This window comes from Actinosynnema sp. NPDC049800, from assembly GCF_040656635.1.
GTDB lineage: Bacteria > Actinomycetota > Actinomycetes > Mycobacteriales > Pseudonocardiaceae > Actinosynnema.
The window spans coordinates 1-12,777 of the sequence record NZ_JBFAMT010000110.1 but is presented as its reverse complement, the minus strand read 5'-3'; the positions used below and the strand labels follow the sequence as shown (position 1 = coordinate 12,777).

General features: G+C 72.7%; 10 protein-coding genes. 4 read left to right on the top strand and 6 right to left on the bottom strand.

Annotated elements, in window-relative coordinates; all coding sequences use genetic code 11:
• Together AB0I91_RS44295 and AB0I91_RS44290 are read right to left on the bottom strand one after the other, a co-directional pair.
• Nucleotides 1-2,908: non-ribosomal peptide synthetase (locus tag AB0I91_RS44295; RefSeq protein WP_499642271.1), on the bottom strand; the 2,908-nt coding region annotated here is incomplete at its 3' end.
• A 141-nt stretch (nucleotides 2,909-3,049) separates the two neighbouring features.
• Nucleotides 3,050-3,265, bottom strand: coding sequence for an MbtH family protein (locus tag AB0I91_RS44290; protein ID WP_498779048.1), 216 nt, complete (start codon nucleotides 3,263-3,265; stop codon nucleotides 3,050-3,052).
• Between the two features lie 502 nt (nucleotides 3,266-3,767).
• Here AB0I91_RS44290 and AB0I91_RS44285 point away from each other — a divergent pair.
• From AB0I91_RS44285 to AB0I91_RS44275, 3 genes are all read left to right on the top strand, one after another.
• Nucleotides 3,768-5,240: a family 43 glycosylhydrolase gene (locus tag AB0I91_RS44285; RefSeq protein WP_498779047.1), complete on the top strand. Its 1,473-nt coding sequence runs from the start codon at nucleotides 3,768-3,770 to the stop codon at nucleotides 5,238-5,240.
• Between the two features lie 61 nt (nucleotides 5,241-5,301).
• Entirely contained in the window at nucleotides 5,302-6,669 is a 1,368-nt protein-coding gene (locus AB0I91_RS44280; RefSeq protein ID WP_498779045.1) for a glycoside hydrolase family 43 protein, read from the top strand.
• A 472-nt stretch (nucleotides 6,670-7,141) separates the two neighbouring features.
• Complete coding sequence (locus AB0I91_RS44275) at nucleotides 7,142-7,702, top strand: hypothetical protein (protein ID WP_499642268.1); 561 nt, start codon at nucleotides 7,142-7,144, stop codon at nucleotides 7,700-7,702.
• A 6-nt stretch (nucleotides 7,703-7,708) separates the two neighbouring features.
• Here AB0I91_RS44275 and AB0I91_RS44270 read toward each other — a convergent pair whose 3' ends face one another.
• From AB0I91_RS44270 to AB0I91_RS44255, 4 genes are all read right to left on the bottom strand, one after another.
• A complete protein-coding gene (locus AB0I91_RS44270; RefSeq protein ID WP_499642265.1) occupies nucleotides 7,709-8,503 on the bottom strand; it encodes an SDR family NAD(P)-dependent oxidoreductase in 795 nt (264 codons plus the stop codon).
• A 37-nt stretch (nucleotides 8,504-8,540) separates the two neighbouring features.
• Nucleotides 8,541-9,941 (bottom strand): pyridoxal phosphate-dependent decarboxylase family protein, encoded by a 1,401-nt coding sequence (locus AB0I91_RS44265; protein ID WP_498779038.1) that lies wholly within the window; start codon nucleotides 9,939-9,941, stop codon nucleotides 8,541-8,543.
• Nucleotides 9,938-11,200 (bottom strand): MFS transporter, encoded by a 1,263-nt coding sequence (locus AB0I91_RS44260; protein ID WP_499642262.1) that lies wholly within the window; start codon nucleotides 11,198-11,200, stop codon nucleotides 9,938-9,940. The genes AB0I91_RS44265 and AB0I91_RS44260 overlap by 4 nt, the downstream gene beginning before the upstream one ends.
• Before the next feature lie 116 nt (nucleotides 11,201-11,316).
• Nucleotides 11,317-11,907 carry a TetR/AcrR family transcriptional regulator gene (locus AB0I91_RS44255; RefSeq protein ID WP_499642258.1) on the bottom strand — a complete coding sequence of 197 codons (591 nt, stop codon included), beginning with the start codon at nucleotides 11,905-11,907 and terminating at the stop codon, nucleotides 11,317-11,319.
• Nucleotides 11,908-12,039: 132 nt separating this feature from the next.
• Between AB0I91_RS44255 and AB0I91_RS44250 the strand changes: the two genes are divergently transcribed.
• The gene (locus AB0I91_RS44250; protein ID WP_499642256.1) at nucleotides 12,040-12,765 is read left to right on the top strand and encodes an SDR family oxidoreductase; all 726 of its coding nucleotides are present in this window, start codon (nucleotides 12,040-12,042) and stop codon (nucleotides 12,763-12,765) included.
• Nucleotides 12,766-12,777 lie beyond the last annotated feature (12 nt).

The window sequence follows — 12,777 nt, the reverse complement described above, 5'->3', positions numbered from 1 at the left end:
GGGGGGCGTCCTCTTCTCCCCCCCCCCCCCCCCCCCGGCGGGGGGGGGGGCGGGGCGCGGGGGGGGCCGGGCCGCCCCCCGGCCGCGGCGCCCCCCCCCCCGACCGCAGCGCCGCCCGGTCCACCTTGCCGCTGCGGTTCAGCGGCAGCTCCGGCAGCGGCACGTACCGCGCCGGGCAGAGGTAGGCGGGCAGCCGTTCCGCGACGTGCGCGCGCACGTCCTCGACCTCCGACGACCCGGTCGGCACGACGAACGCCACCAGGTGCCGCGCGTCGTCGTCGCCGACCGGTAGCACGGCCGCCGCGGCGACCGCCGGGTGCTCCCGCAGCACGGCCTCGACCTCGGCCGGCTCCACCAGGAACCCGCGGACCTTGACCTGCCGGTCCGCGCGACCCAGGAACTCCAGCACGCCGTCCGGCCGCCACCGCGCCAGGTCGCCGGTCCGGTAGAGCCGCCCACCGGGCGCCGCCCCGAACGGGTCCGGCAGGAACTTCGAGGCGGTCAGCCCCGGCGCGCCCCAGTACCCGCGCGCCAGCCCGTCGCCGCCCGTGTACAGCTCGCCGGGCACGCCCACCGGCACGGGCCGCATCGACTCGTCCAGCACGTACACCGTGGTCCGCTGGATCGGCGTGCCGATCGGCACGGTCGCGCCCACGTCGTCGGCCGACCGCACGACGTGGCACGCGGTGAACGTGGTGTTCTCCGTCGGCCCGTACCCGTTGACCACCGGCTTCCCGCCGCGCGCCGCCAACGCCGCGCGCACCGCGTCCGGGGCCACCACGTCCCCGCCGGCCAGCAGCTGCTTCACGTCGGCCACCAGCGACGGGTCGAGCTGGTGGAACAGCCCGGCGGTCAGCCACAGCACGCTCACCCGGTGCACGCGCAGCAGCTCGGCCAGCACCGCAGGGTCGAGCGGACCGGAGGGCGCGGGCACCACCCGGCCGCCGGTCAGCAGCGCGCCCCACACCTCCAGCGTCGTCAGGTCGAACGCGGTCGCGGACAGGTGCAGGAACGTCTGCCCCGGCCCGAACCGCGCGAACGTCGGCCGCGTGACCAGTCGAACCACACCCCGGTGGGGCACGGCTACGCCCTTCGGCTTACCGGTTGACCCGGACGTGTAGTTGACATAAGCCACGCTTAATGGATGCGCGAGGACCGCCGGAGATACGGGAGACTGCTCTGAAAGGTCTAGTTCCGGCATCACGACCGACGCCACGCCGTCCGGCAGCGCGCGTGGCCGATCCGAGACCACCAGGGGTGTGCCGGACTCGCGCAACGCCACCGCGTCCCGTGCCGCCGGGTTCTCCGGGTCCAGCGGCAGGTAGGCCGCACCGGTCTTCACCACGGCCAGCACCGCGGTCACGAAGTCCGCGCCACGCGGCAGCGACAGGGCCACCGGGCGGTCCACCCGCGCGCCCCGCGCCAGCAGCACGTGCGCCAACCGGTTCGACCGCTCGTCCAGCTCCGCGTAGCTCAGCCACCGCTCGCCGTCGAACACGGCGTCCGCGTCGGGTCTCAGTCGCACCTGTTCGGCGAACAAGTCGGGCACGGTCGCGTCCGCCGGGTAGTCGATCGCGGTGTCGTTCCACCCCGTCAACACCCGCGCCAGGTCACGCGGCTCGTCGAGCTGCCGCACGGGCCGGTCCGGCGCTTCGGCCATGCCCGCCAGCAGGTCCCGGACCTGCGCCAGCACCGCGTCCGGCGCCCAACCCGGGAACCGGCCGGTGTCGTGGATGAGCTGGAAGCTCAGGCGGGGTTCGGCGAACGCGTACAAGGTCAGGGCGTAACCGGGGGTGCGCAGGATGCGGACCCGCCTGCCCGGCGGCGCGGACGGCCGCGCGGCCAGCACCGTGCCGAGTTCGCGGTGCTCGAACAGCACGAGGCTGCGCATCAACGACACGTCGTGCCCGGCCGCACCTTGGATCACCGGCAGCGGGCACAGTTGGTGGTCGCGCGCCCGCACGGACCGTTCCCGCACCGATCGCAGCCAGTCGGCCACCGACGCGTCCCGGTCGACCGGCAGCCGCAGCGGCACGGTCGCCAGCAGCAGGCCGAGCATGTCCTGCGCGCCTTCGACGGTGCCGTGGCGCGCCGCCCGGGTCACCCCGAAGACGGCCTCGTCGGCGTGCGCGTGCGCGGTCAGCACCAGGCCCCACGCGGCCAGCACCACGGTGTTCACCGTGACGCCCGCCCGTTCGGCCAGCGCCCGCACGGCCTCGGTCTCGGCGTCGGAGAGGTCGAGCGCGGCCGTGGCCATGACGGGTGTGCCGGGGCCGGCGTGCTCCAGCGGCAGGGGAGCGGGCTCGGCCGACCCCGCCAGCTCCGCGGCCCAGAACCGTTCGTCGGCCAGCCGTTCCGGGTGCCCGACCGCGATCCGGGCGTCGTGCCAGCGGGCGTAGTCGGCGAAGTCGGGGCGTGCCGTGAACTCCAGCGCGCCGCCGGCGAGCCTGGCCGCGTAGTCGTCGTCCACCTCGGCCAGCAGCATCGCGAGCGACCGGCCGTCGAGGATCGCGTGGTGGAACGTCGCCACCACCACGTCGCCGGGCAGCGCCACGACCCGCAGCGGCGGCCCGGCCACCGGGTCCACCCCGGCCCGCCGGTCGGCGGCCAGGAACGCCTCCAGGTCCGTCACCGAGCCGTCCGCCAGCACCGGGACGTCGTCGGCCGGCCCCGGCCACTGCTCCATGCCGCCGTCGGCCCGCCAGGTGAACCGGGTGCGCAGGACCGGGTGCCGTTCGACGGCGGCGCGCCACGCCGCGAGGTACGCGGCGGCGTCCAGACCGTGCGGCCAGTGCTGCACGCACTGGATGACGTCGGTCCCGGCCGACGGGTCGCGCAACCCGGCCGCGATCATTCCGCTCTGCAACGGCAGAGCGGGCGCGAGTCGTGGCGCAGAATCCGTGTGCACAAAGCCTCCCCGACGAATGTGTTTCGGGCGCGCATGACCGAACCGGCCGCCGGGAAATTCCCGGAGGCCGTTTCCGGACAACGTGGGGCACCCCTTTGGCGCGGACGTTCGGTAATGCGCGGGGTGTGGTCGGGCGGAGCGTCAGCCGCGGTGCGCGGCGACGTGCTCGCGGACGCTGCGCGGGCGCATGTCCGTCCACACCCGGTCGATGTGGGCCAGGCAGTCTTCCCTGGTGCCACGCGTTCCCTCGGTCCGCCACCCGGGCGGGAGGTCCCGGTCGGCGAACCAGACCGAGTACTGCTCCTCGTCGTTCACCACGACGAGGAATTCGTGGTAATTGGCGTTCTCGTCAGTCATGCAGTGTTCTCCTGCCCTGGGCGGATGCGGGCGGGTCGCCGGTCCGCGCAACGTTACGCCGCGCGTCTCGTAATGTGGAATCCTCTGAACGGTCGAACCCTTCATTCGCTTTGTGCGGTGCGGACTATTTATCCTTCCTATGGAACGTCGCGCGCCGTGTCCGGTCGGTTACCAGAGGCTTTCCCTGGTCGCTGCCGGTCAATTCCAGGCAGCCACGGAATCCGCAACCTTGTTATCGCTAACAGATGGGCGTGATGCGGCCGAACGGCCCAATGTGTCGAAACCCTTCGACACCAGGGCGCTGCGTCACGTGCGAAGACGCGCGGCTATTGAACCGTCGCCGATCGTGCTGTTAGCGTTAACAGACGCGAGGTCGAGTGGCCGGTGATCCCGGTCCACCCGCACCCGCCACCCGCCGCCACGCCCTTCCACCGGCCCGCACCGGCTTGCACGCCGGCGGGCCGACCGTGTTCGTCCATGCAGCGTCGCAGGGAGAGCAACCATGAGATCGCCTTATCGGAGCGCGCGCCGCGGCGGCGTCGTCCTCGCCACCGTGGCCACGCTGCTCGGTGGGATCACCTCGGCTCTACCGCCCACCGCGTCGGCCGCGGTGGTCGACACCAACGCCTCGTACGTGTTGGTCAACCGCAACAGCGGCAAGGCGCTCGACGTCTACGACCTCGCCACCGCCGACGGCGCGCGGATCTCGCAGTACACGCGCAACGACGGCGCGTGGCAGCAGTGGCAGTTCGTGGACTCGGGCGGCGGCTACTACCGGTTGAAGTCGCGCCACAGCGGCAAGGTGCTGGACTTCGCCGACACCGCCGACCGCACCGGGTTGACCCAGTGGACCGACCGCAACGGCACCAACCAGCAGTTCCGGCTGGCCGACTCGGCGGGCGGGTTCGTCCGGCTGCTCAACCGCGCCAGCGGCAAGGCCGTCGACGTGCTGGACTTCTCCACCGCCGACGGCGCGCAGCTCATCCAGTGGCCGGACACCGGCGGCACGAACCAGCAGTGGCAGCTGGTCAAGCTGGGCGCGTCCGCGCCGGGCACCTTCACCAACCCGATCAAGCGCAACGGCCCGGACCCGTGGATGCAGTACTACAACGGGTACTACTACCTGGCCACGACGACGTGGAACTCCACGATCACGATGCGCCGGTCGCGGACGCTGGCCGGCTTGTCGACCGCGGCCGACCAGGTGGTCTTCAACCTGACCCGCCCGAACGGGTGCTGCAACATGTGGGCGCCGGAGTTCTTCCTGCTCAACGGCCGGTGGTACCTGTACTACGTGGCCGGGCAGAACGTGTCGGACTACAACCCGACGCAGCGGCTGCACGTGCTGGAGTCCTCGGGCACCGACCCGATGGGCCCCTACTCGTTCAAGGCCGACCTGGGCAGCACGTGGGAGCTGGACCCGAGCATCCTGCAGCACAACGGGAAGCTGTACCTGATGGGCAGCGCGATGGACGGCACCCAGTCGCTGACCATCACCCCGATGTCCAACCCTTACACGCTCAGCGGATCACGGCGCACCATCTCCCAGCCGACGCTGTCCTGGGAGCGGCAGACCGCGCCGGTCAACGAGGGCGCCGAGCCGCTGTACCACAACGGGAAGACCATGATCGTGTACTCGGCCAGCGCGTGCTGGGGGCCGGACTACAAGCTCGGCCTGCTCACCCTGACCGGCTCCGACCCGCTCAACCGGTCGCACTGGACGAAGTCGCCCAACCCGGTGTTCCAGCGCAACGACGGCAACGGCGTGTACGCGCCGGGCCACAACGGGTTCTTCAAGTCGCCCGACGGCACCGAGGACTGGATCGTCTACCACGCCAACGACTCCGCGTCCGGCGGCTGCGACATGAACCGGTCGACCCGCGCGCAGAAGTTCACCTGGAACTCGGACGGCACCCCGAACTTCGGCACGCCCGTCCGGCTCGGCACCACCCTCACCGCGCCCTCCGGCGAATGAGACTCCCCCGGGGCGGGTGTCTCCCGCCCGCCCCGGGGTTCCCCCGAAAGGCACACGGCTGATGCTGCAACGACGCACACTGCTGGCCGGCGGCCTGGCCTCGCTGGCGCTGGCCCGGACCGGGGTCGCCGCCGCGGCGCCCGGTGACTCCGCCTACGTGATGGGCTACTTCACCGAGTCCCCGAACAAGGTCGCCGACCGGTACGCGCTGCACCTCGCGGTGAGCACCGACGGGCTCACCTGGACCCCGCTCAACCAGGGCAACCCGGTCGCCACGCCGACGGCGGGCACCGGCGGCCTGCGCGACCCGTTCATCATGCGCAAGCAGAACGGCGGGTTCGTCGTGCTGGCGACCGACCTGACCGGCACCGACTTCACCAAGCAGAACCAGTACATCCACGCCTGGGACTCGGCCGACCTGCGGTCGTTCACCGGGTACCGCAGGCTCAAGATGCACTCGATGCCGACCCACACGTGGGCGCCGGAGGCGTTCTGGGACGCCGCGCGCGGCCAGTACGGCATCCTCTACTCGGCCAACAGCGGCGGCCGTGACGCGTTCTACGTCAACTACACCACCGACTTCGTCACCGTCGGCGCGCCGCAGCTGTTCTTCGACCCCGGCTTCAACGTCCTCGACGCCACGATGCACGTCGGCAACGGCGCCAACTACCTGTACTACAAGAGCTTCGCCGACGGCCGCCTCTACGGCGCGCGGTCGAGCACGCTCAACCCGCGCAGCTTCGACCGCGGCACCTACACCAGCGGGGTCGTCAGCGGCGGCATCGAGGCGCCCATCGTCGTGAAGGCCCACAACCGCAACGAGTGGTGGCTGTGGGGCGACTCGTTCTCCCCGGTGAACGGCGAGCTGTACGCGTGGCGCAGCGGCGACATCAACGCCAACTCCTGGACGCCGCTGACCAAGGCCCAGTACACCCAGCCGCTCAACGCCAAGCACCCCACCATCTGCGGCATCACGGCCACCGAGCACGCCAACCTGCTGTCCCGCTGGGGCGCGCCGAGCTGGAACCGGATCAAGTCCTACAACTTCCCGGACCACCTGATCCGGCACGCCGACAACGTCGGCCGCATCGACCCGTACCCGTTCGACCCCTACCAGGACTCGCAGTGGCGCCTGGTCCCGGGCCTGGCGTCGTCGGCCGGGGTGTCGTTCCGCTCGGTCAACTACCCGGACCGCTACCTGCGGCACGTGAACTACGCGATCACGCTGGCGGCCGACGACGGCAGCCCGACCTTCGCCGCCGACGCCACCTTCCACCGCGTCGCCGGCCTGGCGGACAGCTCGTGGACCTCGTTCCGGTCGCACAACTTCCCCGACCGCCACCTGCGGCACTCCGGTTACGTCCTGCGCATCGACCCGATCAGCACCACGTCGGACCGCGCGGACGCCACGTTCCAGGTCGGGCACTGACCCAAAGGTCGGTCCGATCGGGCTGTGGGCGCGGCACCTCGGCGGCGTGCCGCGCCCACAGAGCTCCCTACCCCGGCGGCCGGCCAAGCGTCCGGGAGACGTTCTGGTCGACGAGTCGAGCATCCCGGCGCGATCGGGGAAGTCGCCGTCCAGCAGTCGCAGCGGACCCGCCACCAGTGAGAGGCAGGTGGCCAGGCGGTAGAACGCCGGCCGCGCGGGGTCGAGGCCGGGGTCGGCGAAGTGGCGGTAGTGCGGCCCGAAGCGCAGCTCCAGGAAGGCGGACCGACACCAGGTCCCGTGGCCCGAACACCTCTCGCGCCACCCCGCGCAGGTCATCGAACCCGAGGTGCCCGCGCCTCGCGCTCTCGTCCGCCGCCATGCCGCGCGTGATCACGCACGCGCGCCGGGACTGTCGCCGCATTTCGCCCTCGTCGGCAGGCACGGCCAGGCATGATCAGGGCGGGGGTGGGCGATGTCCAGGGTTGTCACGTGGTCCGTGTGCGGGCTTGTCGTCGCCTTGGCGTGGGGCGTGTCGGCGCAACCGGCGTCGGTGGCAGGGGAAGCTCGTCCGTGGTCGGGCACCGTGTCGTCGACCGAGGTCGAGGCGGCCTGGGCGCGCTGCGCCGAACTGGCGGGCACCGAGGACGCTTTCACCCTGGGGCCCGCGTGGCGGCGAGAGGACGGACACCTCCTCATCGGTGCCATCTCGGGCAAAGTGCTGGTGAAGTGCAGCGTCCACGAATCGGGTGTCTCGATCACCTCTACCGATCCCGCCGCCACCGCGTTCCGCGAGCAGCCGTTCGCCACGATCATGCTGTCGGACTACGGGGATCGGCCGGGGTTCACCATCGTCGGGTACGCGGGCCACGACGCCGCGGCGGTGGAGTTCCGCGGCCCGGACGGGCGGGTGATCCCGGCGCAGGTGAAGGCAGGTGTGTTCCTGGCCGACCTGTCCGGATCGACGGACTACCAGGACGGGAAGCTCGTCCACGTGGTCTTCGACGCGACCGGAGCGGTGATCCCCGGCCGCTGAGCCGCGTCAGGGCAGGATCGAGTCGACGTAGCCGCCGTCCACGCGCACGGCGGCGCCGGTCGTCGCCGATGCCTGCGGTGAGGCCAGGTACACCACCAGGTTGCCGATCTCCTCGGGTTCGATGAGCCGGCCGAGCAGGGACTGCGGCCGGTGCACGCGCATGAACTCCCGCTGCGCCTCCTCCCACGGCAGCGAGCGGTCCACCAGTTGGTAGACGAAGTCCTCCACCCCGCCGGTGTGCGTCGGCCCCGCGATCACGCAGTTCACCGTGACGCCGCTGCCCGCCGCCTCCTTGGCGAACCCGCGCGACACGCCCAGCAGCGCCGTCTTCGACACGCCGTAGTGGATCATCTCGGCCGGGATGACCACGGCCGAGTCGCTGGCGATGTACTGCACCCGGCCCCACCCGCGCTCCCGCATCCGCGGCAGGTAGGCGCGGGTCAGCCGGACCGCGGCCAGCACGTTGACCTCGAAGTACCGCCGCCACTCGTCGTCGGTGATCTCCAGCGCCAGCCGCGCGCCGAACACGCCGACGTTGTTCACCAGCACGTCCACCTCGGGCAGCGCCGCGACCAGCGACGCCGCACCCTCCGCCGTCGACACGTCCGCCGCGACGCCGAGCACGTTCGCGCCCGGCACCACTTCCCGCAGCCGTGCCACCGACTCGTCGACCACGTCGGCCTTGCGCCCGTTCACCGCCGTGCGGGCGCCGGCCCGCGCCAGCGCCGTCGCGATCGCCTCGCCGATGCCCTGCGTGGAACCGGTGACCAACGCCGTCTTCCCGCTCAGATCCAGGTGCATGGCGACCATGATCGCGCAAACGGCGCAACGCCGCCGTTCACGAGTACAGCGCGCCCAGGAACTCCACCAGCAGCCGCTCCCGCAACGCCGGGCTCGCCGCCGCGAGCAGCGCGTTCACCGTAGCCATCCGCTCGGGCAGCACGCCGTCACCACCACCCATGCCCGCCGCCGCGAGCAGCCCGCCGAACTCCTCGGGGGTGAGCGAGTCCGGCTCCAGCCCGCCGACGAACGCCACGACCTCCGGCGCCACCCGCACCGGCCCGGCCGCCACGGCGGCCTCCACCGACGCCCTCAGGTCGGCGAGCAGCTCCGACTCGTGCCCGGCGTTCGCCGCGGTCACGGTGAGGTGCAGGTTCGCGGGGGAGGAGCGGTGGGCGAACTGCGGCTGCACGTACCAGTTCCGCGCCTTCATCTCGTCGGCCACCGTGAACACGTCGAAGTCGTCCCGCGCGGCCGCGACCGCCAGCAACGTCGCCGACGGCTCGCCCAGCACCCGCAGGCCGTCGATCTTCCCGATGCCCTCGCGCAACACCCGCGTGCTCGCCAGGGCCTGGCGCGCGAGCGAGCGGTACCCGTCGTCGCCGACATGCCGCAGCACGGCCCACGCGGCGGCCAGCGGACCACCTGATCGGGTGGACTGGGTGGTGGAGTTCAGCATCGTGTAACCGGGCCACGCGGCCGACGCGAAGTACTGCGCCCGGCGCAGGTCGGCCGACGCGTGCAGCAGCACGGACGTCCCCTTCGGGCAGTACGCGTACTTGTGCAGGTCCACCGAGATGCTGGTGACGCCCGGCACGGAGAAGTCGAACGGCGGCGCGTCCGGCGCGTGCGGCAGCACCCACCCGCCGATGCACGCGTCCACGTGGCAGCGCACGCCGCGCTCGTGGGCCGCGGCCGCGATCTCGGCCACCGGGTCGACCACCCCGTGCGCGTACGACGGCGCACTGGCCACCACCAGCACCGTGGACTCGTCGATCGCCGCCGCCATCGCCGCCGGATCCGCCCGGAACGTCCCCGGGTCGACCGGCACCGCGACCACCCGGACGCCGAAGTAGTGCGCGGCCTTGTGGAACGCCGCGTGCGCGGTCTCCGGCAGCACCATCGACGGTCGCGTGACCTCCGGCCGCGAGTCCCGTGCGGCGACCACCGCGAGCAGGCACGACTCCGTGCCGCCCGACGTGACCGTGCCGACCGTCGCGTCACCACCGCCCAGCAACCGGGCCGCCGTGCGCACCACGTCGTTCTCCAGGCGCAGCAGGCTCGGGAACGCGGTCGGGTCGAGCCCGTTCACCGACGACGCCAGCGCGTGCGCGGACGCGGCCAACTCGTCCAGGCCCGGCAGCGCGCTGTCGTACACGTAGGCCAACGTCCGCCCGCCGTGCGTGGGCAGGTCACCGGCCCGCAGGGCACGCAGCTCGGCCAGCACGTCATCGGTCACGCGGTCTCCTCACGCAGCAGGGGCAGGGCCGCCAACGCCAGCACGGCCGGGATGACGGTGAAACCGAGCAGCGCGGCCGTCACCGCGCCGGAGGACTGCACGGCCGAGCCGTCGGTGCTCGCGACGTACCCGCCGAACGCCAGGACCAGCCCGTACACCCCGGGACCGAGCGCCAGCCCCAACGTCTCGCCGGCCGTCCACACCCCGGAGAACAGGCCCGCGCGGGTCGCGCCGGTCCGCCGCTCCTCCGCGGTGATCACGTCCGGCAGCATGGCCAGCGGGAACACCTGCATGCCCGCGTAACCCACGCCGATCACGGCCATCAGCGCCAGCACCGCCGCCACCGGCAGCACCCGTGCGGCGGTCAGCCCGGCCACCGCGACCGCGAACAGCACCGACGCCGCGACCAGCCCGACCCGCTTGCCGTGCCGCCGCCCGACGCGTTGCCACAGCGGCATCACCAGCAGCGCGGGCCCGACGAACCCGGCGAACAACGCGGTCTGCAACCCCGGCTCGCTCACCACCAGCCGGGCGAAGTAGTCGACTCCGGCGAGCATCGTGCCCAGGCCGACGGCCTGCACCACGAACACGGCCAGCAGCAGCCGGAACGGCCGCGACCCGCGCACCGCCGCCACGAGCTCGCCCAGGCCGGTCGCCGCGGACACCCGTCGTGACGCCGGCGCGCCGCGCGTGCCCGCGAACGTGGCCAGCGTGCCGAGCACCATCAGCGCCGCGACGGCCACGCCCATCGCCGGGTAGCCGGCCGCGTCACGCACCGCCGGCGCGCCCGCGCCGCTGACCAGGATCGCCAGCGCCAGGAACGCCATCCGCCACGCCATCAGCCGGGTGCGCTCGTCGTAGTCCTCGGTGATCTCCGCGGCCATCGCCACGTACGGCACCTGGAAGAACGCGTACGCCGTCGCACAGGCCAGGAACACCAGCGCCACGTACACGACCGCGCCCGTCCCGGTGAACGGCCCGGCGAACAGCAGCGCGAACAACACCGCCGTCACCAGCCCGCCGCGCAGCAGGAACGGCCGCCGCACCCCGGCCCGGTCGCTGAGCCGGCCCGCCACGGGGTTGAACAGCACGTCCCACGCCTTCGGCACGAGCACGAGCAGGCCGGCCACGGCGGCGGGCACGGCCAGGCCGTCGGTCAGGTAGGGCAGGAGCAGCAGCCCGGGCACGGTGCCGAACGCGCCGGTGACGAACGACCCGGTCGCGTACCCCGCCCGAACGCCGCGCGTGAGCTGCCGCATAGGCGGAAGAGTTTCGCATTCGACCCCCTACCTGCGCGAGGGGCGACTTCGGGATGGATGGCGCGGTCGGGTCGGACGTGCCGCGCGGCCGCCAGTTGGGACGGGCCGCGCGCCCGTCAGCTCGGACGCGCCGCGCGGCCGGCGGGCGTGGCGCCCGCCAGCTCGGCGACCAGCGCCACCGCGACCTCGGCCGCCCTCTCGCCGCCGGGGTGCGCCGCGCTCGCGTACATGCCCTCGATCACGAGCCAGATCCGGTCCGCCAGCAGGTCCGGCCGCTCGGCGCCCATCCGCTCGGCCAGCTCGGCGATGTGCCCCCGCACGTCCGCCAGGTGGTCGGCGGCGAACCCGCCCACCCGGTGGTCCGGGAACTCGGTGAAGCAGTTGCGGAAGGCGCAGCCGCGGTAGTCGGGCTCCCGCACCTGGCGGGCCGCCAGCTCCGCGATCGCCACCAGCTGGGCCGCCGGGTCGCCTGCCAAGGGCGCCGTGACCTCCTCGACCTGCGCCAGCCAGGTCGCGCGCAACCCCGACAGGTGGGCGAGCACCAGGTCGTCCTTGCTCGGGAACTCGCGGTAGAGCAGGTTCTTGCCGCAGCCGCACTCGTCGACGATCCGCTGCATGCCGACCGCCCGCACGCCGTGCGCGGTGAAGAGCCTGGCCGCCGTGTCGAGGATGCGGTCCCGGGTGTCCGGTGCCGGCTGTCGCGCCATCGCTGCCTCCCACGCCCGAGCTTAGCGGACCGTTCGGTCCGACCTGCTTGACGCGACGCCGCGGCCGGTCCAAGATTACCGGACCGATCGGTCCCGGACTGATCGGTCCGTTCAGCGAGGGGGATTCTCACGATGTCGGCACCCGGCGTGCTCGTGTTCGGCTCCACCGGCAGGACCGGTGGGGCGGTGGTCGACCGACTGCTCGACGCGCACCGGGCCGGTGAGGTGCGGCTGATCGCGGCGGTCCGCCGCGCCGAGGCCGCGCCGGCGTTCGAGGCACGGGGGATCGAGGCTCGCCTCGTCGACCTCGACTCGGCCGAGCGGCACGGGTCGGCCCCGGTCGTCGCGGCGCTGCGCGACGTGCGAAGGGTGTTCCTGGCGACCGGGTACGACGTGCGGATGGTGAACCAGGCGAAGGCGGCGATCGACGCGGCCCGGCTGTCGGGCGTCGACCACGTCGTCCACGTCGGCGTGCACGCGGAGCCGGACACCACGATCGTGCACTTCGGCTGGCACCAGGTGGTGGAGGCCTACCTGGAGCGGTCCGGGCTCGGGTACACGAACCTCCACCCCACCTCGTTCATGCAGAACCTCCTGATGCCGGCGATGAGCGACGCGGGATCGGCCGTGCTCACCCACTACGTCGGCGACGCCGCGACCAGCTGGGTCGACACCGAGGACGTCGCGGAGGTCGCGTCGGTCGTGCTGCGGTCGCCCGCGGACCACGTGGGCCGCAGCTACGGGCTGGGCACGGAGACCGCCACGATCGGCGGGATCGCGCGCACTGATCAGGCCGGGTACGGCGAGGAGTTCACCGAGCTCTCCCGCGACCTGCTCGCCCACAAGGAGGAGAGCTGATGCCGGTCAACA